The sequence below is a fragment of the Anaeromassilibacillus sp. Marseille-P3371 genome (assembly GCF_900169665.1).
Taxonomy (GTDB): Bacteria; Bacillota; Clostridia; order Oscillospirales; family Acutalibacteraceae; genus Anaeromassilibacillus.
Genome location: NZ_LT835157.1, coordinates 1,391,124 through 1,413,141 on the forward strand (window position 1 = coordinate 1,391,124; position 22,018 = coordinate 1,413,141).

The following is a 22,018-nucleotide window of genomic DNA, read 5'->3' on the forward strand; positions in this document are numbered from 1 at the left end:
GTGTTATAATTGAGCAAATAAAACAAAAAAGGGAGCGTGTGACAATGGGACTTCTGGAAGATGTCGTCGTGAATGCGAAAGAAGCAGTCAATGCCGTCGGCAAAAAGGCGGGCCAGATGGTGGATATCTCAAAGTTGCGGTTAAACGCGGCGGATCTGAACAATGAGATCTCCAAGCGCTTTGAAGCCCTGGGCAGGGTGATATATGACTCTAAAAAGACAGAGAACGATTCTGCTGATTTGGTTAATGAGTGTATAACGGCGATTGATGAGCTGTACGAACAGCTGGATGCAGTCAACGATCAGATTTCTGCCCTACGCTCCAGAGTTATCTGTAAAAAATGTGGAGCTGAAAATCCCGCAGAAGCCTGCTATTGCAATATGTGCGGCAGCAAGCTCGACGTATAAGAATGGGAATTTTTGAAAAAGAGGGGTTCGCCCCTCTTTTTGTGTTCCTGGGCTTGTCCGGTTGGGTTGGTGGTCTAATCTTCACAGGGATGCCGTATATATATAATATTGGATGATGCTTTGGGAAAGCGGCTGTGTAGCCGCAAAAAAGATGGATGGGATGGTAGGGTTTATCTATGGAAAAACGAATGGGACGCTCCACCAAACAAAGCTTTCTGCACGGTGCTTTGATTCTGCTGATTGCCATCGCAATTGTGAAGGTGATCGGTGCGCTGTTCAAAATCCCCTTAAACCTGATTATTACGCCGGTTGGTATGGGGTATTTTTCAACGGCGTACAACCTGTATAATCCGATTTTTAGTCTGGCAACCGCGGGATTCCCCATTGCGATTGCCCGTTTGGTATCGGAAAATTATGCACGGGGCCGGTTTCGGGACATTCGACAGATTCACAAGGTGTCAATCCCGATTTTTCTGACTTTGGGCTTTTTAGCGTTTTGCTTGATGTTCTTTGGAGCAAGGCCATATGTCTCCTATGCTACGGATAGCGGAGATATGAATGCATTGCCTGCGATTTATTTACTGTCCCCTGCGATTCTGTTCAGCAGCATGATGGCCATCTATCGCGGTTATTATGAAGGTTTGCGCAATATGTATCCCACCGCTTTCTCAGAAGTGGTGGAGGCGCTGTTTAAACTAATCATGGGGTTGGCGGGTGCTTATCTCATCATTCAAAATGGCTTAAACGAATATGCCGCTTCGGGAACAGTTTACGGAATCCCGGTCGAATCGGCCGAATATGCCAAGGCTGCAACCCTGCCGTATGCTGCTGCGGGTGCAATCTTTGGCGTTACAGTTGGTTCTGTTTTTGGATTTGCATTTCTATGGCTTTATCACAAGCGGAATGGGGATGGGATTACACGGGAGATGTTGGTCGCATCTCCACGCCCCTATCCGATGAAGCAGACCATTCAGCGTTTGGTGCGTACCGCGATTCCGGTGGCATTGGGCGCTTTGGCGGTCAATCTCTCCAGCTTGGTGGATACCACCTTTGTACAGCGCCGCCTGCGGGATATTATGTCCATACAACCGGAGGTGCTGCTGCAGGAATACAGTGGCCTATTGAGTGAGGTTGTCATCCAGACGGACCGCGTTCCAACATTCCTGTTTGGCTGTTATGGCAATGCGACAACATTGTTTATGTTGGTGCCGGCGATTACTCAGGCGTTCGGTGTATCAGCTTTGCCAAATGTCACGACGGCTTGGACAACAGGCGATCCCAAAAAAATCAAAAATAGCATCGAAACCGTCCTGCGTGTTGTCGCAATGATTACCATTCCGGCCGGTTTGGGCCTTTCCGTTCTTTCCGGCCCGATCACGCAACTGCTGGGTTATAACGAGATCACCGGGAAAATTTTGATCCTTTTGGGGCTTGGTGCAATTTTTGCTGCTACAGATACGCCCATCAACAGTATGTTGCAGGCGGTGGGACGTGTTGATCTGCCAATTAAGCTTCTTTCGGTGGGACTTATCATCAAGGTGGTATTGAACTATTTTTTGGTTGGGATACCGGAAATCAACGTCATGGGCGCAGGGATTGGAACGCTGGTTTGTTATCTGTTCCTCACCGTATTTGGACTCGTTTTGTTGTGCCGGGAAACCAAGGTCAAGTTAAACTGGGTGGGCTTGTTCGTAAAGCCGTTCCTAGCAGGGGGCGTTTGCGTTCTGTCGGCTTATCTGGTGCAGAAATTTGCCGCAATGGTGGTGAGTGTTAGCATTGCAACGATCTTTGCACTTTTTGTGGCAGTTGCCGTTTATGGCGTGTGCATGCTTTGGATGCGGGCGTTGAAAAAAAGCGATATTCTTATGTTACCCAAGGGACAAAAAATTGCCAAAATACTTGAAAAACATGGTTGGATAAGGTAATATAGGAACTGCCCGTTTTTACCCAGCCGCGGGAATTTGGCCGGCAGGAAGCCCGGTTTTGGAAGCGGAGGTGCAAGATACTTGGAATTTAAGAAAAAAGATAAGTATAGCATGGATGACTTGCTGCAGATTATGAAGATTTTGCGTGCCCCTGGCGGTTGCCCTTGGGACCGTGAACAGACGCACCAAAGTATCCGAAACTGTTTCATTGAAGAGACCTATGAGGCGATTGAAGCCATCGACACAGAGGACCCGATTTTGCTTCAAGAGGAACTCGGCGACGTTTTGTTGCAGGTGCTCTTCCACTCGGAAATTGAGCAGGAAGAGGGACGGTTTGATTTTTCAGATGTGGTGGATGGGGAAGCCAAGAAGATGGTGGAACGCCACCCGCATGTGTTTGGCTCCGTTACAGTGGACGGCACAGAGGATGTGTTGACCAATTGGGATGCCATCAAGAAAAAAACCAAGGACCAAAAGACGCAGACCGAGGTGCTACAGAGTGTCAGTAAGGCGCTTCCCGCTTTGATGCGCAGTCAAAAGGTGCAGCAGAAAGCTGCAAAGGTTGGGTTCGATTGGCCGGATGTCTCCGGCGCCTTAGCAAAAGTGGAGGAAGAGACAGTTGAGTTGCGTGAAGCGATTCGCGCTGAAGGGGTAGAAGCCTGTGCAGAAGAGTTGGGCGATCTGCTTTTTTCTGTAGTCAATGTTGCTCGATTTTTGCATGTAAGCGCGGAGCAATCCTTGGGTGAAGCATGTGAAAAGTTCATTTGCCGTTTCCAAAAGGTGGAAGAGTTGGCAGGCGCGCGCGGATTGGATATGAAATCCGCGGGCATTGAAGAACTGGACAAGCTTTGGAACGAGGCCAAGGAAACAAAGAATTCGCAAGACTGAAACGCGAAATACTGAAATAATTCTCGGCTTTTCAATCATACTATGGTTGAGGAAAAGGCTGATGAATAATAAAAAACACGGAGGTACATCTCATGAACAAGACAGAATTGATTACCGCTGTTGCGGAAAAAACCGGTATGTCTAAGAAAGATGCGGACAGCGCCGTAAACGCGGTTCTTGATACGATTATCGAAGCGGTTGCCTGCGAGGAGAAAGTGCAGATTGTCGGCTTTGGCACATTTGAGGTGCGTGCGCGCAGCGAACGTCAAGGCCGTGATCCGCGGACAAATTCCCCGATCACCATCCCGGCATCCAAGGTTCCGGCTTTCAAGGCTGGCAAGGCATTTAAGGATGCTATGATCAAATAATTCCGTTTTGTATTCAGGTATCAGGGGCTGCAAGGCTCAGGACGGTTGTCCTGGAGCGTTGCGCCCTTTTTCTTTTCAAATTTGGTACGTTTGGTGCCTTTCAAAAGGAGTTTGCAAAAAATGAGATTGGATAAGTATTTAAAGGTTTCGCGCATTATCAAGCGCCGTACAGTGGCAAATGAAGCTTGTGATGCCGGACGTGTACTGGTCAATGGCAAGGTAGCCCGCGCCTCTTACGATGTAAAGCAGGGGGATGTGTTGGAACTTCAATTGGGATCACGCAACATCAAGGCGGAGGTGGTCTCCGTCAACGAATATGCCCGCAAGGAAGAGGCTGGGGAGATGTATCGCGTTCTTTCAGAAGAACCGGCGGCTCCGCGCGCTTGACACTTTGCTCCGCATATGCCCGTTTTTCCCCGCATAGAAATAGACCAGAGAAATGGAATGGGAGGGATCGGGCATGACAGAGGAAAAGAAGATTGTAGGCAAGGTACCCCACAGTGTGATCTTGGAAAATCGAAAAGCGTTCACGGCAACAGGGGTATCCAATGTGGATAGCTTTGATGAGCAAACCATTGTTGCTTATACAGATCTAGGAGAACTGGTAGTCAAAGGAAAAAATCTACACATCAATAAATTGAACGTCGAAACAGGAGAACTCACGTTGGACGGCGAGATTTCCTCCCTATCCTATGCGGAACCGCAGGCGACGGGAGGCGGAATTTTTGCCAAGCTGTTCAAATAGGGAGTGAATCCTTGTGGAAATCTCACTTGCGGTACAGATGCAGGGGTTTGTCCTTGCGGTCGGTGTCGGTTTTGCCCTGGGGGCAATCTATGATGTCTTGAAAATAGCGCGTACCATGATTCGGAGTACGCCGTCCCATGTGTTTTGGATGGACTTAGCATTTATGACGGTTGCAGGCCTTGTGACCTTTTTGTTGTCGCTCGCTGCTTCCTACGGAGAGGTGCGTTTTTACCTGCTCGCCGGGGAGGGAATCGGTTTTTGCGTCTATTTTATGACATTTGGGCTCATCAGTAGCCGCGTTTTCCGTCTGCTTCGGAAGCTTCTAGATTTTTGTCTATTCCGTCCATTAAAATGTATGATTCACGCGATTGTTCGATGGGTACGAAAAATTTTTCAGCGGATTGCGCAAAAAGTAAAAAAATCCCATGCAAAGCGTAAAAAGCGCTTGAAACCCCGCAGGAAGATAGTGTATAATGATCCTAACAAATCCAATGGAAAGCAAAAAATACGTTCCAAAGGCAGAAAAGGAGGGCGGAACCGAAAACATGAAGGTCATCAAACGAAAAAAGCAGCGGGGAAGCTTACTTCTTAAATTAGCTATTTTTGCCTTTGCCGCATATATTGTCTTTGCGTTGGTCAACCAGCAGGTGCAGATCAGTGAAAAGAGCCAGCAGTTGGCCGATCTGCAGGAGCAGGTAGAAATTCAGAAGATCAAAAACGAGGACATGAAACATGCGCTCAACGCCGATGAAGAAGAGACCAAGGAATACATCGAGCGGGTTGCCCGTGAAGATTTGGATTATGCCAAGCCGGGTGAGCGTGTGTTTGTGAATATTGCCGGAGACTGAACCCCGGTTGGTTTAGCGCGAAAGGCTCTTTTTAAGGAGGAAAACACTTACATATGCAGCTTGAGGTAGGAGCAGTTCTGGAAGGGAAAGTCACAGGGATTACAAAGTTTGGTGCGTTTGTGGAGCTGCCGGGAGGAAAAACCGGCATGGTCCATATTTCGGAAATCGCGCCCACTTTTGTCAAGGAAATCCGCGATTATGTCACCGAGAATCAAATGGTCAAGGTGAAGATCCTCAGTATCAGCGAGGAGGGAAAGGTAAGCCTTTCCATGAAGAGGGCTGTTCCGCCCCCGCCGAAGAGCGCTCCTGCGCAACGTCCTGGCCGTCCTGGAAATTATGAGTGGCAGAGTCGGAAGAGCGAACCGACCAGCTTTGAGGATATGATGTCCCGTTTTAAGCAGGCGAGTGACGAAAAAATGTCCGACTTGAAGCGCACCATGGAGGCAAAGCGCGGCGGCTTTTCCAGACATGGCGGGTCTGGTCAATCGAAATAAAGGCAGAAAGTGAGCGGAGTGCATGCACTCCGCTTTTTTGTAGGGTAACAGAAAAATGATTGTGGATAATCTGGAGAAGCTATAGAGATGATAGGGTTGTCTATTCAGATGATTAGGAGGAATGTGAACCATGCTGATTGTCAATGCCCGTTTGTACACGATGGCGGGGACTTATATAGAAAATGGATACCTACGCACAGAGGGAACCGTCATTGCGGAACTGGGGCCGATGCCAGCGGATGCAAAGCCAAACGAAGAAGTCATCGATGCCCAGGGGGCAGCACTGTATCCTGGTTTTGTCGATGCACATACCCATCTGGGTATGTGGGAAGATGGACTCACCTTTGAAGGGGATGACGGAAATGAAGAAACCGATCCAGTTACCCCTCAGCTTCGCGCAATCGATGCAATCAACCCGGTGGACCGCTGTTTTCGTGAAGCGTTGGGAGCGGGTATTACCACTGTGGTGACGGGTCCCGGCAGCGCAAATGCGATCGGGGGACAGATGGCTGCCATAAAGACCTATGGGAACTGTATTGATCGTATGATTGTCAAGGCGCCTTTTGCGATTAAAATGGCTTTGGGGGAAAATCCCAAGACCGTTTACCATGGAAAGAACCAGACGCCTTCGACACGGATGGCCACTACCGCTTTGATCCGTGAACAGCTTTATAAGGCGAAACGTTACCAAGAAGAGTTGGAACGTGCGGAAAAGGATGAGGATTTTGATAGGCCTGAATTTGATATAAAGTGCGAAGCTCTATTACCTGCCCTCCGTAGAGAGATTCAGGTACATTTCCATGCTCATCGAGCCGACGATATTTTCACAGCGGTGCGTATTGCGAAGGAGTTCCAGCTCGACTATGTAGTGATCCATGGCACAGAATCGCATTTGATCGTGGACGGACTTGTAGAGGAGGGGACACGAGTACTTTCGGGCCCCTTCCTCAGTGATCGAAGCAAACCGGAGCTGCGCAATCAGACGCCGGCTACACCGGGGATTTTGTCAAAGGCGGGGCTTCGGCCTGCAATTATTACCGACCACCCGGTGATCCCGATTCAGTATTTGCCTGTCTGTGCGGGTCTGGCCGTACGGGAAGGCATGGACCATGAGGAAGCACTGCGTGCAATCACGATCAATCCAGCGAAGATTTGTGGAATGGATCACCGTGTAGGTTCTTTGGAAGTCGGAAAAGACGCGGACCTGGTGCTCTTTGACCAGGACCCGCTGACGATTGCAGCAAAGCCCAAGATGGTTGTCGCGGGCGGAAAACGGGTGGAATCGGAAGGAGAAATAAAATGAGGGAAATAGAAGCCGAGCAGATTACCGCAGCAGTCCGGCAGCTTTGTATGGACGCAAACCGTGTGCTTCCAGAAGATTTGGAGACATGTATACACTGTGCCGCTGAAGAAGAAACATCCCCACTGGGAAAGGCCATTCTTTGCGATCTTTGCGACAACATGGACGCTGCACGGGAATTGCAAATTCCCGTTTGCCAGGACACCGGTATGGCCGTAATCTTTGCGGAGGTCGGCCAGGATGTCCATATCCATGGGAATTTTGAACATGCAGTCAATGAAGGCGTCCGGCAGGGGTATGTGGATGGTCTGTTGCGCTGTTCCGTGGTGGCCGACCCTATTCGGCGCGGCAACACAGGGGACAATACCCCTGCAATTTTGCATACGCGCTTGGTGGAAGGGGATCGATTGTCCCTGATGGTTGCCCCCAAGGGATTCGGGAGCGAGAACATGAGCCGTATGAAAATGTTCACGCCATCCGCTTCTCTGGACGACATCGTTGGATTTGTGGCAGAGACTGCACGGGTTGCCGGAAGTAACCCCTGTCCGCCGATGGTTCTCGGCGTTGGAATTGGCGGTGATTTCGAAAAATGTGCCATTCTAGCAAAGATGGCTCTCTGCCGGCCTGTTTCGGAGCCTAATCCAGACCCTTTTTATGCGGAGTTGGAGAAGCGCATGTTGGATGAGGTAAACGCATTGGGGATTGGCCCACAGGGGTTTGGAGGAGATACCACGGCGCTCTGTGTTCATATAGAATCCTTTCCGACACATATTGCTGGCCTACCAGTGGCAGTCAATGTTGGGTGCCATGTAACCCGTCATAAAAAAATAACAATTTAGTCATGAAATACTTCCTTTTATTTAGATAATATGTTATATTATAGAGGAGAAGAGATCACGATGTGGCAGGGAATGGTTGGGGTGTTTCCTTGGTGGTACATCGTGTCTGTACTCGAATCCATTCAAAGCATCAAAATTGAAGCACGCGCTGTTCCGGTGTTGTTCCGCCCGGAACGCCCATGACAGGAAGACCTTCGGTGCGTCCTTGCAGCGGCGGCCCAAGCGGGCGGCGTCAGCGGCGCGAATTGAAGAAGGAGATGTTATTATGAAGATTACCATTACCGGAAGAAAGGTCAATTTAAGGGATAATTTTAAAGAGCTTGCGAAGAAAAAGCTGTCTCGCTTCGATCGCATCTTTGATGAGGATGCTGATGCCAACGTGGTGGTAACTCTCGAAAAAAACCGTCAGACGGTTGAAATAACAATTAAGCAGCGCGGGATGATCTATCGTGCGGAGTCTACCGCTTTGGAGATGAATGATGCGCTTGACCAGGTGATGAGCGCTTTGGGAAGGCAGATCCGTAAGAATAAGACCAAACTGGCCAAGAAGGTACATTCTGGCGCCATCGATCAGTACCTCAGCGATTTTCCAGTGGAAGAGCCGGTCGCCGATGAGATGGAGGCAGAGCCAGAATATCGTGTGGTGCGTACCAAGCATTTCTTTGTCAAACCGCTCAGTGTGGATGAGGCAATTTTGCAGATGAACATGCTCGACCACCAGTTCTTTATGTTCCGCAATGAGAGCAGCGGAGAGATCAATGTGGTATACCGCCGTAAAAATGGGGATTATGGCCTGCTTGAACCGGATGCGGAATAAAATTGCATCTATAGCGGGGGCTGCTATTTGCAGCCCCCGCTTTTATTGGTTCAGGTCTCCGACAGAGCCGCTGAAGGGTCCCGTAAAAAAGCCTTTGTTTCAAACACCGAGCGAAGCGAGCTGCTAACGACAACCTTTCGATGATAAATGGTTGCCGTTAAAACGGCGATTGCCCGTTTACGGTTTGTGGGTAAGTGATGTAGGCGGAATAAGATTCCGTGCATCTTGAGACGCTTTTCGGTATATGCCCCCTTATAGGGCCTTATTATTCCACCGGCAGTCGGTAGGTTTGACGAAATACTGGAAGAAAAGGGCATATTTTGAGGTATATAGCTCTTATCCCTCAGCAGTGTGGGCGAAGTGTGGTGGACTTGTGAATAATGCGTGAAATGCAAAGGAAATGCTTTACAATGCGGAACGCATATTGTAAAATAATAGAAGTTGTAATACAATTTATAAAATCGAAAGTAGGAGTTGTTAGATTTGCAGCCGAAATATAAGCGGGTTCTTTTAAAGTTGAGCGGAGAGTCCCTGGCCGGGAAAGAGACGCATGGCATTGATTTTGATACGGTTTTGCGCATTTGCCGTCCGATCAAAGAGTGCGTCGACATGGGCGTTCAAATTGCCATTGTTGTTGGCGGCGGGAATTTCTGGCGTGGTCGCAGCAGTGGACAGATGGATCGCACCCGTGCAGATCATATGGGAATGCTGGCGACGACTATTAATGCGCTCGGCGTAGCGGATGCATTGGAACAGCTTGGATTGACCGTGCGGGTACAGACCGCGATCTCCATGCAGCAAATCGCAGAGCCGTATATTCGGAACCGTGCAGTCCGCCATCTGGAAAAAGGGCGTGTCGTAGTGTTCGGTTGTGGAACGGGCAATCCGTTCTTCTCTACAGATACAGCAGCTTCTCTGCGGGCGGCGGAGATCGATGCGGACATCATTCTAAAGGCGACGATGGTGGATGGCGTTTATGACAGCGATCCGAAGAAGAATCCGAATGCTGTGAAATATGATACCCTTTCCTTCATGGATGTATTGAATAAAAACTTGCAAGTGATGGACAGCACGGCTGCCACCATGTGTAAGGACAATAATATTCCGATCTTGGTATTTAGCATTGACCAACCGGCAAATATCACAAAAGCCATTTGCGGAGATCCAATTGGCACAATTGTAAAGGAGGAAGAACATTGAAAGAAGTATTGAAGAACGCAGAAGAACGCATGGAAAAAAGCGCAGCAAATTTGGAACATACCTATGCGGGTGTCCGCGTAGGAAGGGCAAACCCGGCTGTGTTGGATAAAGTAAAAGTGGATTATTACGGCGCGCCGACCGCGATCAATCAGCTGGCAGCTGTATCGGTGGCAGAAGCACGTGTGCTGGTGATCCAACCATGGGATGCTTCGGTTTGCCGCGCTATTGAAAAGGCGATCCAGTCCTCGGATATTGGGATTAATCCGCAGAGCGATGGCAAGGTAATCCGCATGACCTTCCCGCAGCTGACGGAAGAGCGCCGTAAGGAGCTGGTAAAAGAGGTCAGTAAAATGGCAGAGGATACCAAGATCACAGTTCGCTCGATTCGCCGGGATGCCATTGAAAAGCTGAAAGCAATGGAAAAGAAAGCGGAGATCAGTGAGGACGATCTGAAAAAGGGCGAAAAAAAGACGCAGGATCTTACCGATAAATACTGCAAGGAAATCGACTCCATCTTTGAAAAGAAGCAAAAAGAAATCATGGAGATCTAATCCAGCTGCATATCTATATAGAGAGCTGGGATAAACGGAAGGAAAGATACGACCAGTATGTACAAAGGACAGCATCTCCCAGAGCATGTGGGGATTATCATGGATGGGAACGGCCGCTGGGCAAAAAAACGCGGTTTGCCGCGTTCAGCGGGCCATGTGGCCGGTGCCTCCAATTTCCGGACCATTGCTAAGTATTGCAGCCAGATTGGCATCCGCTATTTGACCGTATATGCTTTTTCCACAGAGAACTGGAAGAGGCCGCAGGAAGAAGTAAAAGCCCTAATGCGCCTTTTTAGACAATATCTGGAGGAAGCGCTTCGGGATTTTACGGAGGAGAACATCCGTACCCGTTTTATTGGAGATGTTTCTGTCTTTGCTCCGGTTTTGCGCGATTTGATTGAGCAGGTGGAGGAATCCAGCAAAAACAAAACAGGCATGGTGCTCAATATTGCTATGAATTACGGTGGCCGTGCGGAGTTGACGCATGCCATGCGCCAGTTGGCGCAAGAAGTAAAACACGGCTCTATGCAGCCGGATGAGATCGATGAAGCTGCTATTGAGCGTTATCTTTACACCGCTGGACAGCCCGATCCCGATCTGATTATCCGGCCCAGTGGAGAAAATCGGACGTCCAACTTTTTGCTCTGGCAATCGGCATACAGCGAATATGTCATCATGGATATTCTGTGGCCAGATTTTACTACAGAAGATTTGGATCACGCCTTGGAAGAGTTTGTCAAACGAAACAGGCGCTTTGGAGGGATATAATTGAAATCGAGAGTGGCTTCTGGAGCTGCATTGGTTGCTTTTTTACTGGCAATTGTCATTTTTAATCAGATTTTTCCCTTGGCGCTCAACATAGCAATTGCACTCATTTCGGTAATGGGTGTGGTCGAGATTATTTCCGCACTCGGCATGTCCAAAAATTACATCTTAATGATTCCCAGTGTCGCTTTTGCCGCCGTACTGCCACTGCTTCAGGGCACGTGGCAGCAGGCGGCCTATTATATTTATACCGTTGTGATTTTTAGTGCGCTGATCTTTTACCATCAGCTGTTTACTTTTCGTGAAATTGGGGTTGTCTACAGTATGACACTGTTGATTCCCACCGCTTTGGGAACATTGGTCGGTTTGCGGGCGTTGGGTGGAAATCACGGAATGTTCTACGTGATCATCGCAATTTTTTCTGCTTGGATTGCGGATGTCGGCGCCTTTTTTGCGGGGAGCTTTTTTGGTAAACGGAAGCTTTGCCCACAGATCAGTCCGAAAAAGACTGTGGAGGGCTTGGTAGGTGGCGTTTTATTAGATGTCATTGCGATGCTGGTGTTCGGCTACGTCTTCCAGGCGTTGTTGTATTCCTATGAGGTTCGTGTTTCGTACCTGTCGCTTTTGGTTATTGGCCTTGTGGGGTCTGCGCTTTCTGTTATAGGGGATTTGGCATTTTCATTGATTAAACGCAGTTGCCACATTAAGGATTTTAGCGAAATCATTCCTGGACACGGCGGGATTTTGGACCGCTTTGACAGTGTGATTTTTGTGGCGCCGTTTATCTATTTTCTTGTGCAGTTTTTACCGATCGTGATATAAAACGAGAGAACGGTTCATAATACTTCATAGAGGGGCCGGCCGGAGCTGAATTTGCAGACGGCCCGCCCTTCGCCCTGAAAGGGGATTTTTCATGAAACAGATGCTATCTATATTGGGATCTACGGGTTCCATCGGCACACAGACCCTCGACGTGGCGCGTCGTCTGGGGATGCGTGTCTGTGCGCTTGCGGCGAATCGCAACGTGGAGATGCTTGAAAATCAGATACGAGAATGGAAACCGCAACTTGTTGCGGTTTTTGACTTAGATGCGGCTAAAAGGCTCCGGCTTGCAGTCGCAGATACCCCGGTCCGTATCGTACAGGGGATGGAAGGGCTTTGCGAGGCGGCGTCCATCGCCGCCGCGGACGTTATCTGCAATTCTGTGGTGGGAATGGTGGGGTTGCGTCCAACATTGGCGGCAATTGCAGCCAAAAAGGATGTGGCGTTGGCCAATAAAGAGACACTCGTCGCAGGCGGCGCCCTGGTTATGCAGGCGGCGCGTGAAGCTGGTGTCCGAATTCTGCCAGTGGATAGCGAGCATTCGGCAATTTTTCAGTGTTTACAGGGATGCCCGGAAAAAAAGGCGTTGGGGCGTATTATCTTAACAGCATCCGGTGGCCCATTCTTTGGGAAAAGCCGTGAAGAGTTGAAGGCTGTTACACCGGAACAGGCGTTAAAACATCCCAACTGGAATATGGGGGCAAAGGTAACCGTCGATTCGGCTACATTGATGAATAAAGGTTTGGAAATCACAGAAGCGTTCTGGTTATTTGATGTTTCGCCGGAGCAGATCGATGTGGTGGTCCATCGGGAAAGCATCATCCATTCTCTGGTTGAATACGTTGATCATTCAGTGTTGGCGCAACTGGGGGTACCGGATATGCGAATTCCTATCCAGTATGCTCTTACGTGGCCGCAACGTTTTCCTTCGCCGGTGGAGCAACTCGATCTGGTGAAGTGTGGGGTATTGCACTTTTCTGAGCCAGATGAGGATACTTTTACCTGTTTGCGGGCTTGCAAGCAGGCACTTTTTCGCGGCGGTTTGGCATCTACAGCCGCAAACGGTGCAAATGAAGAGGCGGTCCGGCTCTTTTTAAACCGGAAGATCTCCTTTTTACAGATTGGAGAACTGGTCATGCAGGCGATGGAGCATCAACCGGATGCACAGGTCGCATCCGTTGAAGATATATTGTCCGCCGATCAGGCAGCACGTGAATTTGTGCGCCATATGGTGGGAGTTTGAGGTGATTGTTATCGTACAGGTTTTATTGGTCATTATCGCAGTTCTGCTCTTTGGCTTTATCATTTTTATCCATGAATTTGGCCATTTCATGACAGCAAAGTTAAGTGGAATACGGGTCAATGAATTTGCAATTGGCATGGGACCCACATTGTTCCGCTTTCAAAAAGGGGAAACGACCTATGCTCTTCGGTTGTTGCCCATCGGCGGTTTTTGTGCTATGGAAGGGGAAGATGAGGACAGCGACGACGAGGGTGCTTTTAATAATAAGCCGGTTTGGAAGCGAATTCTTGTAGTTGTTATGGGCGCGGTGATGAATATCATCCTAGGTTTGGCTTTGATGATGATTCTACTTGTACAGCAGCCGGCTTTTAGCTCTACGACCATAGGAGAATTTCAAGAGGGTGCAGCGACCCAGGCTGCTGGGTTGCAGGTCGGTGATACGTTCACAAAGGTGGATGGCTACAAGGTTACGACGGACCGCGATTTGAGCTTTGCCCTTGCGACAGCAAATCCGGATGCTGTAGAAATTGAGGTGCTGCGCGACGGTCAGACGTTGACTTTTTCAGATGTGAAGTTCCATACAAAGGACAATGATGGAACAAAAGTCTTGATGTTGGACTTTTATGTGAATCCTATTCCAAAGAATGTGGGGACTTTAATTACAAAGTCGTTTCAGGATACGGTTTCCACTGTGCGCATGGTGTGGTATAGCCTTGCTGGGTTGGTGACCGGTAAATTTGGCTTGAACGACATGGCGGGGCCAGTCGGCGCGGCAAGCGCTATTGGAGAAGTTGCTTCGCAAGGATTGCAGCAGAGCTTTGGAACAGCCATCAACAATATTTTATATATGATGATGATTATCACGGTCAATTTGGGCGTAGTGAATCTGCTTCCTTTCCCGGCGTTGGATGGAGGCAGGTTGGTATTTCTCCTGGTGGAAGCCGTGCGCCGTAAGCCGGTCAATCCAAAGTATGAAGGTTGGGTAAACGCTGCGGGATTTGTCCTTTTGATGTGCCTAATGGTGGTTATTACCTTTAGCGACATCCTGCGGCTTGTGACAGGAAAGGGGATTGGCGCATGAGACGGCAGTCCAAGCAGGTATTTGCAGGAGCGGTAGCCATCGGAGGTGGGGCGCCGGTCAGTATACAGTCCATGCTAAATATTCCCGCCTCGGACATAGATGGAAACGTGCGGCAAGCGATGGAGCTGGAACGCGCTGGATGTGAAATTCTGCGCGTTTCCATCCCAGATCGGCAGGCTGTTTCCCTGATACCGGCGATCAAAAAAGCGATTGGGATTCCATTGGTAGCGGATATACATTTTGATTACCGGCTCGCCCTGGAGTCCGCAGCCGCGGGAATTGACAAAATACGTATCAATCCTGGAAACATCGGGGGAAGCGATCATGTTAGAGCGGTAGCGCAAGCCTGCCGCGAAAGGGGAATCCCAATACGCATTGGTGTAAACTCCGGTTCTGTCGAAAAGGAGATTTTAGCAAAATACGGTGCCCCGACTCCAGACGCTCTGGTGGAGAGCGCGCTTTATCATGCCTCTCTATTGGAGCGCTTTGACTTTACAGACATTGTTCTGTCGATCAAGTCCTCCGATGTGGATACGATGATTCGGGCGTATGAGCTCTGTGCAGAGAAATGCAGGTATCCGCTTCATTTGGGAGTGACAGAGGCGGGCACAGAACGAATGGGATTGGTAAAATCTTCGATCGGGATCGGTTCCCTCCTGCAGCGCGGGATTGGAGATACCATCCGCGTATCTTTGACAGCGAATCCGGTAAAGGAAATTGCCGCCGGTATGGACATCCTGAAGGCGTTGAATTTGCGCCAAGAAGGGATTCAGTTCGTTTCCTGTCCCACCTGCGGCCGAACCAAAATTGATCTGATTGCTATTGCAGATGAGGTGGAACGACGTTTAGCACATTGCAAAAAGCCGATTAAGGTTGCGGTGATGGGCTGTGTGGTCAATGGACCGGGGGAAGCCCGTGAAGCGGACATCGGGATTGCCGGTGGTGATGGCGTAGGGCTGCTCTTTAAAAAGGGAGAAATTGTTCGCAAGGTCCCAGAGGACAAGCTGGTAGATGAGCTTGTTCGAGAAGTAGAAGCTCTTTGAAATTTGTGAAATGGTTGGGGGATTTTTCTGTCGTTCGATGGAGATATATGCGTCCCTTTTGTTGCGACTTTGTTTGTAAAAACATCCCCTTTATCAAATGGAAAATATCCGAAACAGGGAAAGGGTGTCCGTTGCGCTGCCCAAAAAGTGCATGGTTCAATACTTGTATATGTATTTTCGATCTTCGGAGGATGTTGGAACTTGAAAACTTTTGGTGAATTCTTTGGCCCTTACATAGAGCTCTCTGGATATCCGGAGAGTATGCATCGCGGTGAACTGACTGGTTTGCAAATTGATACGCGCAATCGCGTGTTGACGGCGAAGGTGGCGTTTCCAGCACTTGTAGACCGCAATACGCTGTTTCGAGCAGAAAAAGAGATCTCCCGTTGTAAAACCTTGCAACTTCATCGGGCAGTGCTGGACCCGCAGTTCCCGAGAGAGAGTTTTACGGTGGACTATTATCCAAATCTGGTTCAGGAATTAAAACGGCGTGATGCCAGTATCAATGGAACATTGAATCAGTCCTCCGCACGCTTAGAGGGGGACCGGTTTATCGTAACGCTTAGCCACGGAGGCGGAAATTTGCTGCTTTCCCGGCATGCGGACCGAATGCTTTCCGAGATCATTCGAGAGGAGTTTGGCGTTTCAGTCCAGGTGGAGTTCGACGGAACCTTAACACTTGATAGCGACAGCATAGTCTACATAGAAAAGCAGAAAAAGCAGGAGGAAACGGTACGCCGCGAGGCGGTGGTGCAGGAGATGGAAGCATATGAGCAAAGCATGGAGAAGGCTTCTTCTCCCACAAAAAAGAATAAAAGCATCAGTGTTCGAACCCAAGAGACGATGTTGCCTACCATTTTGATCGATACAGCGAAGGCTTTGTATGGGCATCCTGTCAAGGCTAAGCCTATGCCAATCAGCCGGATTACGCCGGATATTGGCAGCGTTACCATTTGGGGAGAGATCTTTTCGGTGGATTCAAAATTGACGCGCGATCAAAATCGAAAGATCTACTCGATCAATCTTACTGATTATACGGGCTCGATCACTTTGAAGATGATTGAGCTTACTACCCAATGTAAAATGCTGGATACGCTGAAAAAAGGGATGTCAGTCATTGTGCGCGGCGATGTGGAATATGACAAATATGACCATGAGATCGTTTTGCGGCCCAAAGGGCTATCTACTGTAGAACAACTTAAAATTGTAGATGATGCTCCTGAAAAGCGTGTGGAACTGCATTTGCACACCAATATGTCCAGTATGGATGGCGTGAGTTCTGCGGAGGACTTGATTAATCGCGCCTATGAATGGGGCCAGCCTGCCATTGCGATTACAGACCATGGCGTTGCACAGGCATTCCCAGACGCGATGAATGCTTTGGAGCGAATTACCGGAAAGGGCGGAAAATTTAAGGTGATCTACGGCGTTGAGTCGTATTTCATCAACGACATGGTTCCAGCGGTCACAGGCAATTCCGAAAACACGCTGGATGACGAATTCATCTCCTTTGATATTGAGACAACCGGTTTGAGCCCTAATAAGGAGCGAATCACGGAAATAGGTGCGGTACGCATTCGCAACGGTGAAGTGGTGGACAGTTTTGACACATTTGTCAATCCACAGATGCCTATTCCGCCCAAGATCACAGAATTGACAGGGATCACGGATGAGATGGTGAAGGACGCTCCTTTGGAAAAGGAAGCGCTGGAACAGTTTTATGCTTTTTGTGGGAAGGATGCGGTTCTGCTTGCACACAATGCAGAATTTGATACTTCCTTTATTCGGATTGCTTCGGAACGCTGTGGGCTGGGGTTCCCTTATGCCTATATTGATACGCTCCCCATGTGTCGGGCAATGCTCAAGGATTTAAAAAATCACAAGCTGGATACGGTGGCAAAGCATTTGAAATTGGACCCATTTAACCATCACCGCGCTTGTGATGATGCAGCCGTACTGGCTAAGATCTTTATTGTCCTGATGACTCGCCTAAAAGAGGATACCGGAGCAAAGACAGTTAAGGATATTAATACCTCATTGGCCGGGGGCGACCCAAAGAAGATGCGCCCTTATCATCAGATTATTTTGGTAAAAAATCAGACAGGTTTGAAGAATCTATATAAATTGATTTCTTTTTCCCATCTCGACTATTTCTTCAAAAAGCCGCGTATTCCCAAGAGCGTATTGACCAAATACCGCGAGGGGTTGCTCATAGGTAGCGCTTGCGAGGCTGGTGAACTGTACCGTGCAATCTTCAATGGGCAGCCTTGGAATACGCTGTGTGACATTGCCGGATTTTATGACTATTTAGAAATCCAGCCGTTGGGAAACAATTTGTTTATGGTACGCAATGGCGACGTGCCGAACGAAGAGACATTGCGTGAATTTAACCGTACCATTGTCAAGTTGGGAGAAAAGCTCAACAAGCCTGTGGTTGCCACCTGCGACGTACACTTTTTAGACCCCAAAGACGGGGATTACCGCAAAATATTGATGGCTGGACAGGGGTTCGACGACGCCGATCATCAGGCGCCACTTTATATGCGCACCACAGCGGAAATGTTGGAAGAATTCGCCTATCTTGGTAAAGAAAAAGCCTATGAGGTGGTTGTCACCAATACCCAGAAGATTGCCGATATGGTGGAGCAGGTGCGCCCCATTCCAGAAGGGGTATTCCCGCCTTTCATTGATGGCGCAGAAGAACAGCTGAATGAAATCTGCTGGAAGCGAGCGAAAGAAGTCTATGGAGATCCGCTCCCGAAGATTGTCCAGGATCGTTTGGACCGGGAGCTTGGGTCGATCAACAAACACGGTTTCTCGGTATTGTACATGACTGCACAAAAATTGGTGGCCGACTCCGAGGCCCACGGATATCTTGTCGGTTCACGTGGTTCGGTTGGTTCATCCTTCGTCGCCAGTATGTCCGGTATCTCGGAAGTCAACCCCCTTTGCCCGCATTATATTTGTCCAAACTGTAAAAATAGTGAGTTTATCACGGACGGAAGTTACGGGTCCGGCTTTGACCTCCCACCCAAAAAATGCCCTAAGTGCGGAACGGATTATAACCGGGACGGCCATACCATTCCCTTTGAAACCTTCCTTGGCTTTGACGGCGACAAGACGCCGGATATCGACTTGAATTTTTCTGGCGAATACCAATCCGGCGCACATCGGTATACGGAGACCCTGTTTGGTAAGGATCACGTTTTTAAAGCCGGTACGATTGCAACGGTTGCGGATAAGACAGCCATTGGATTTGTAAAGAAGTATGCGGAAGAACATAATACGGTGTTGCATCGCGCGGAGGAACAACGCTTGGCGATCGGCTGTACAGGTATCAAGCGGACGACTGGACAGCATCCTGGCGGCATGGTCGTTGTCCCCAAGGGACACGACATCTTTGAGTTTTGCCCTGTTCAGCACCCGGCAAACGATCAGAATTCTGACAACATAACGACACATTTCGACTTCCATTCCATCCACGACACGATCTGTAAGTTGGATGAGCTTGGGCACGACGTCCCGACCATCTATCATTATTTGGAAGAATACACGGGAATTCCTGTGATGTCTGTGTCCATGAGTGACCCGGAAGTCATGTCGCTGTTTGAATCGCCAAAAGCCCTGGGCGTCACAGCAGAGGACATCGATTGCCAGACTGGGACGTTTTCTCTTCCTGAATTGGGGACGCCGTTTGTCCGGCAGATGTTGGTAGATGCAAAACCAAAGACTTTTTCCGATCTATTGCAGATTTCCGGCCTGTCGCATGGTACGGACGTGTGGTTAGGCAATGCGCAGGATCTCATCAAGAAGGGAACCTGTACCATTTCAGAAGTCATCGGTACGCGTGACAGCATTATGACCTATCTCCTGCACAAGGGGCTGGAGCCCAAAATGGCGTTTAAAATTATGGAGATTGTGCGTAAGGGGAAAGCTCCAAAGCTCTTGACAGACGAGCACAAGCAGGCCATGCGGGATCATGACGTGCCGGAATGGTATATTGAATCCTGTTTAAAAATCAAGTATATGTTCCCAAAGGCGCATGCGGCAGCCTATATGATTTCGGCCTTGCGGCTTGGATGGTATAAAGTACACCGGCCGGTGGAGTATTACGCCGCCTATTTTAGTGTACGCGGGGAAGACTTCGATGGCGCGACTGTGATTCAGGGGCGTGAAGCGGTGCGCCGCCGTATGAATGAAATCAGCATGAAGGGAAAAGAGGCGAGCGCCAAAGAGGAAGCGGCCTATTCCACCTTTCAGATTGCGAATGAGATGCTGGCGCGTGGTATTGAGGTGCTTCCTGTGGACCTTTACCAGTCGGATGCGAAAAAGTATCAGGTGGAAGATGGAAAAATCCGCCTACCGTTTTCCTCGTTGGCTGGTGTTGGAGAGGCAGCTGCAACAGCTTTGGCAGAAGCGCGCGAGACAGGAGGGCCATACATTTCCATCGATGACCTACAGACTCGAGCAAAGGTGACGAAAGCGGTCATCGAGATGTTAGCGCAGGCAGGCGCTTTAAAAGATCTGCCGGCGAGTTCCCAGATGACATTGTTCTGATATAAAAATGAGGCGAAACAGATGAGACAAAAGCAAAGGATTGCACCTACGGCTCGGATCGCACGCGGCGCTGTTCTTGTGGGAGATATTTCTCTCGGCGAGAAGAGCTCTGTATGGTACAATGCGGTGGCGCGTGCGGATAACGCGCCGATTCAGATCGGCGCGCACTCAAATATTCAGGATTGTTGCGTACTGCATGTGGACGAAGGCCACCCAATTCGAATTGGAGACGGCGTAACCGTAGGCCATGGAGCCATTCTGCACGGTTGTACCATTGATGATAATTCCCTAGTTGGAATGGGAGCGGTGGTACTCAATGGAGCGCATATCGGTAAAAATTGTATCATAGGAGCTTCTGCGCTGGTCACCCAGGGGATGCAGATACCGGATGGTTCCCTGGTGATGGGGGTGCCTGCAAGGGTGTGCCGCCCTCTCTCGGAGGCGGAAATTGAAAGTAACCGTCATGCGGCGGAAGAATATACCCGCGCCATGGAATGCATGGACGGATAGGAACAATAAGGGGTGGCATAGTGGATGAAAAACCAGATCTTTTTCAGCCATGCGAGTGCGGATAAAGAATTGGTGGAACGTGTGATCGACTTTTTCGTTTCATCGATGGACATTCATAGGCAGGAAATATTTTGCACATCTATGAAAGGGACTTTGCCCCCTGGAAAACCGTTTATCCCCAGCATACAAAGGGCAATTACAGGCTGCAAAGCAGTTGTCATCCTTCTCACACAAGCATATTTGGAAAGTCCATTTTGTTTAGCAGAATTGGGGGCAGCTTGGGCACTGAACCAAGAGATCTACCCTTTGACCGTGTCGCCAGTCACGTACAAAGATTTGGAACGAACGCCCTTAGATGGAATTGAATGTCTGGATCTTCAATCCAAAGATGATCTCGAAATCTTATATGACCGCTGGGCCAAATGCGGGATTGCGTCTAGGAATTTCGGTGTGTTTCAGAAGGGATTAAACCAGTTTTTGTCCGATAGTCCTATGGATGTAGGTATATCAAGGGACAAAAAGGGAAAGGTGGAGCCGTCCCAGGGATTAAAGCGTTACATCGAGACATTGGAAATGAAAGCAAAACGGGGGGATTTGCAGTCCCAGTTCCTTTTGGGCTACATGTATTCCGAAGGGATTCTTGTCCCATTGGATGAGAGAAAAGGAATCGACTATTTACGGGAGGCTGCCGGTCGGAACGAGCCGGCGGCACAGTACCGCTTGTCCAGTTTGTATTACAAGGGGATTGCCGGGCGGCAGGATTTTGATAAAGCCTTTGAATGGGAAGAGAAAGCGGCCCAAAATGGATATGTTCCAGCGATGGAAGGTTTGGCGTGGTTGTACAGAACGGGATTAGGCTGTAAACGTGATTTAAAAGAAGCCGAGCGCTGGTATGAGCGAGCAATCGAAAATGGATATTCGAGTGCTTACCGGCCTTTGGCGGAAGTATGCGAGCTGCTTTTGCAATTTGATGATGCGGTAGGATGGTGGGAAAAAGCCGCAGAGCGGAATGATTCCTATGCTTGTTATCGGTTGGCAAAGCTTTATAAAGAGGGGTACGGGGAACATCCCCCGGATTATTTGAAAGCCGCGGAGTGGTTCCGAAGAGCATCCGAGCCAGAGTTTAACCAAATTGAGGCGCAATTTGAATTAGGTCAAATGTATTATTTGGGATATGGCTTTGTAAAGAGAGATTTTAAAGAAGCATTGCGATGGTTTCAAAAGGCAGCAGAAGCTGGACAAGTGGATTCGCAATACAATACAGCCTATCTCTATCAATATGGCTTGGGTGTAGAATCGAACCTAGAAACAGCCATTCGATGGTATGAACGGGCAGCCCGGCATGGACATGCGCTGTCCCAAGTCGATGTAGCAAATCTTTATGCCAGCCAGCGTACCGCTTGGGGATATGAACGTGCAAAGTTTTGGTATGAGCATGCTTGCAGCCAAAACTGCTTTGAAGCATATCGAAAGCTGGGCGACCTGTACTATTGGGGCTTGGGGTGCGAGGTTGACCGGGCAAAAGCCGTGCGTTATTATCGAAAAGCCGCGGAACAGGGCGATATACTTTCGAAAATCAAATTGGATGAGCCGGTTGACTAAAGGTAATTACAAA

The 22,018-nt window shown here is 49.0% G+C and carries 23 protein-coding genes; all 23 read left to right on the forward strand.

Features of this window, described 5'->3' with window-relative positions; genetic code table 11:
• Positions 1-44 precede the first annotated feature (44 nt).
• The 23 genes from B9Y59_RS04940 (at position 45) to B9Y59_RS05045 (ending at position 22,005) form a co-directional block, all read left to right on the forward strand.
• On the forward strand, positions 45-407 hold the full coding sequence (locus tag B9Y59_RS04940; RefSeq protein ID WP_175055209.1) for a zinc ribbon domain-containing protein: 363 nt from the start codon (positions 45-47) through the stop codon (positions 405-407).
• 176 nt (positions 408-583) lie between these two features.
• Positions 584-2,332, forward strand: a complete 1,749-nt coding sequence (locus B9Y59_RS04945) for a putative polysaccharide biosynthesis protein (protein ID WP_242967249.1) — start codon at positions 584-586, stop codon at positions 2,330-2,332.
• Between the two features lie 81 nt (positions 2,333-2,413).
• Entirely contained in the window at positions 2,414-3,220 is an 807-nt protein-coding gene (gene mazG / locus B9Y59_RS04950; RefSeq protein ID WP_085532140.1) for a nucleoside triphosphate pyrophosphohydrolase, read from the forward strand.
• 92 nt (positions 3,221-3,312) lie between these two features.
• Entirely contained in the window at positions 3,313-3,588 is a 276-nt protein-coding gene (locus tag B9Y59_RS04955; protein ID WP_054324091.1) for an HU family DNA-binding protein, read from the forward strand.
• A gap of 120 nt (positions 3,589-3,708) precedes the next feature.
• Positions 3,709-3,975, forward strand: a complete 267-nt coding sequence (locus B9Y59_RS04960) for an RNA-binding S4 domain-containing protein (RefSeq protein WP_054324090.1) — start codon at positions 3,709-3,711, stop codon at positions 3,973-3,975.
• Between the two features lie 73 nt (positions 3,976-4,048).
• The gene (gene yabP, locus B9Y59_RS04965; protein WP_085532142.1) at positions 4,049-4,333 is read left to right on the forward strand and encodes a sporulation protein YabP; all 285 of its coding nucleotides are present in this window, start codon (positions 4,049-4,051) and stop codon (positions 4,331-4,333) included.
• Positions 4,334-4,370: 37 nt separating this feature from the next.
• Complete coding sequence (gene yabQ / locus B9Y59_RS16750; protein WP_411655448.1) at positions 4,371-4,925, forward strand: spore cortex biosynthesis protein YabQ; 555 nt, start codon at positions 4,371-4,373, stop codon at positions 4,923-4,925.
• Positions 4,807-5,181 (forward strand): FtsB family cell division protein, encoded by a 375-nt coding sequence (locus tag B9Y59_RS04975; protein WP_242967250.1) that lies wholly within the window; start codon positions 4,807-4,809, stop codon positions 5,179-5,181. Before yabQ ends, B9Y59_RS04975 begins: the two co-directional genes overlap by 119 nt.
• A 53-nt stretch (positions 5,182-5,234) precedes the next feature.
• Positions 5,235-5,675 (forward strand): S1 RNA-binding domain-containing protein, encoded by a 441-nt coding sequence (locus tag B9Y59_RS04980; protein ID WP_054324087.1) that lies wholly within the window; start codon positions 5,235-5,237, stop codon positions 5,673-5,675.
• A gap of 130 nt (positions 5,676-5,805) precedes the next feature.
• A complete protein-coding gene (locus tag B9Y59_RS04985; RefSeq protein ID WP_085532144.1) occupies positions 5,806-6,978 on the forward strand; it encodes an amidohydrolase in 1,173 nt (390 codons plus the stop codon).
• Entirely contained in the window at positions 6,975-7,814 is an 840-nt protein-coding gene (locus tag B9Y59_RS04990; protein ID WP_085532146.1) for a fumarate hydratase, read from the forward strand. The genes B9Y59_RS04985 and B9Y59_RS04990 overlap by 4 nt, the downstream gene beginning before the upstream one ends.
• 60 nt (positions 7,815-7,874) lie before the next feature.
• The gene (locus B9Y59_RS16395; protein WP_256366512.1) at positions 7,875-7,997 is read left to right on the forward strand and encodes a hypothetical protein; all 123 of its coding nucleotides are present in this window, start codon (positions 7,875-7,877) and stop codon (positions 7,995-7,997) included.
• Between the two features lie 82 nt (positions 7,998-8,079).
• Positions 8,080-8,631, forward strand: a complete 552-nt coding sequence (hpf, locus tag B9Y59_RS04995) for a ribosome hibernation-promoting factor, HPF/YfiA family (RefSeq protein WP_054324084.1) — start codon at positions 8,080-8,082, stop codon at positions 8,629-8,631.
• Positions 8,632-9,114: 483 nt separating this feature from the next.
• On the forward strand, positions 9,115-9,831 hold the full coding sequence (gene pyrH / locus B9Y59_RS05000; RefSeq protein ID WP_054324083.1) for a UMP kinase: 717 nt from the start codon (positions 9,115-9,117) through the stop codon (positions 9,829-9,831).
• Positions 9,828-10,382 carry a ribosome recycling factor gene (gene frr, locus B9Y59_RS05005; protein WP_054324082.1) on the forward strand — a complete coding sequence of 185 codons (555 nt, stop codon included), beginning with the start codon at positions 9,828-9,830 and terminating at the stop codon, positions 10,380-10,382. Before pyrH ends, frr begins: the two co-directional genes overlap by 4 nt.
• A 57-nt stretch (positions 10,383-10,439) precedes the next feature.
• Positions 10,440-11,150, forward strand: a complete 711-nt coding sequence (locus B9Y59_RS05010) for an isoprenyl transferase (RefSeq protein ID WP_085532148.1) — start codon at positions 10,440-10,442, stop codon at positions 11,148-11,150.
• Complete coding sequence (locus tag B9Y59_RS05015; RefSeq protein ID WP_085532150.1) at positions 11,151-11,969, forward strand: phosphatidate cytidylyltransferase; 819 nt, start codon at positions 11,151-11,153, stop codon at positions 11,967-11,969. It begins immediately after the preceding gene.
• Between the two features lie 91 nt (positions 11,970-12,060).
• Positions 12,061-13,212: a 1-deoxy-D-xylulose-5-phosphate reductoisomerase gene (locus tag B9Y59_RS05020; protein WP_085532152.1), complete on the forward strand. Its 1,152-nt coding sequence runs from the start codon at positions 12,061-12,063 to the stop codon at positions 13,210-13,212.
• 1 nt (position 13,213) lies between these two features.
• Positions 13,214-14,293 carry a M50 family metallopeptidase gene (locus tag B9Y59_RS05025; RefSeq protein ID WP_242967251.1) on the forward strand — a complete coding sequence of 360 codons (1,080 nt, stop codon included), beginning with the start codon at positions 13,214-13,216 and terminating at the stop codon, positions 14,291-14,293.
• Positions 14,290-15,336, forward strand: coding sequence for a flavodoxin-dependent (E)-4-hydroxy-3-methylbut-2-enyl-diphosphate synthase (ispG, locus tag B9Y59_RS05030; protein ID WP_054324079.1), 1,047 nt, complete (start codon positions 14,290-14,292; stop codon positions 15,334-15,336). The genes B9Y59_RS05025 and ispG overlap by 4 nt, the downstream gene beginning before the upstream one ends.
• 201 nt (positions 15,337-15,537) lie before the next feature.
• Complete coding sequence (locus B9Y59_RS05035) at positions 15,538-19,893, forward strand: PolC-type DNA polymerase III (protein ID WP_085532156.1); 4,356 nt, start codon at positions 15,538-15,540, stop codon at positions 19,891-19,893.
• Between the two features lie 21 nt (positions 19,894-19,914).
• Positions 19,915-20,403 (forward strand): gamma carbonic anhydrase family protein, encoded by a 489-nt coding sequence (locus B9Y59_RS05040; protein WP_085532158.1) that lies wholly within the window; start codon positions 19,915-19,917, stop codon positions 20,401-20,403.
• A gap of 24 nt (positions 20,404-20,427) precedes the next feature.
• The gene (locus B9Y59_RS05045; RefSeq protein WP_085532160.1) at positions 20,428-22,005 is read left to right on the forward strand and encodes a TIR domain-containing protein; all 1,578 of its coding nucleotides are present in this window, start codon (positions 20,428-20,430) and stop codon (positions 22,003-22,005) included.
• Positions 22,006-22,018: the final 13 nt, after the last annotated feature.

Coding starts and splice junctions, on each gene's coding strand:
- B9Y59_RS04975 (WP_242967250.1), top strand. CDS start 4,807: ATGATCCTAACAAATCCAATGGAAAGCAAAAAATACGTTCCAAAGGCA.
- B9Y59_RS04985 (WP_085532144.1), top strand. CDS start 5,806: ATGCTGATTGTCAATGCCCGTTTGTACACGATGGCGGGGACTTATATA.
- B9Y59_RS04945 (WP_242967249.1), top strand. CDS start 584: ATGGAAAAACGAATGGGACGCTCCACCAAACAAAGCTTTCTGCACGGT.
- B9Y59_RS04940 (WP_175055209.1), top strand. CDS start 45: ATGGGACTTCTGGAAGATGTCGTCGTGAATGCGAAAGAAGCAGTCAAT.
- hpf (WP_054324084.1), top strand. CDS start 8,080: ATGAAGATTACCATTACCGGAAGAAAGGTCAATTTAAGGGATAATTTT.
- yabP (WP_085532142.1), top strand. CDS start 4,049: ATGACAGAGGAAAAGAAGATTGTAGGCAAGGTACCCCACAGTGTGATC.
- yabQ (WP_411655448.1), top strand. CDS start 4,371: ATGCAGGGGTTTGTCCTTGCGGTCGGTGTCGGTTTTGCCCTGGGGGCA.
- B9Y59_RS05020 (WP_085532152.1), top strand. CDS start 12,061: ATGAAACAGATGCTATCTATATTGGGATCTACGGGTTCCATCGGCACA.
- B9Y59_RS05045 (WP_085532160.1), top strand. CDS start 20,428: ATGAAAAACCAGATCTTTTTCAGCCATGCGAGTGCGGATAAAGAATTG.
- B9Y59_RS04955 (WP_054324091.1), top strand. CDS start 3,313: ATGAACAAGACAGAATTGATTACCGCTGTTGCGGAAAAAACCGGTATG.
- B9Y59_RS05040 (WP_085532158.1), top strand. CDS start 19,915: ATGAGACAAAAGCAAAGGATTGCACCTACGGCTCGGATCGCACGCGGC.
- B9Y59_RS04990 (WP_085532146.1), top strand. CDS start 6,975: ATGAGGGAAATAGAAGCCGAGCAGATTACCGCAGCAGTCCGGCAGCTT.
- B9Y59_RS04960 (WP_054324090.1), top strand. CDS start 3,709: ATGAGATTGGATAAGTATTTAAAGGTTTCGCGCATTATCAAGCGCCGT.
- B9Y59_RS16395 (WP_256366512.1), top strand. CDS start 7,875: ATGTGGCAGGGAATGGTTGGGGTGTTTCCTTGGTGGTACATCGTGTCT.
- B9Y59_RS04980 (WP_054324087.1), top strand. CDS start 5,235: ATGCAGCTTGAGGTAGGAGCAGTTCTGGAAGGGAAAGTCACAGGGATT.
- B9Y59_RS05010 (WP_085532148.1), top strand. CDS start 10,440: ATGTACAAAGGACAGCATCTCCCAGAGCATGTGGGGATTATCATGGAT.
- ispG (WP_054324079.1), top strand. CDS start 14,290: ATGAGACGGCAGTCCAAGCAGGTATTTGCAGGAGCGGTAGCCATCGGA.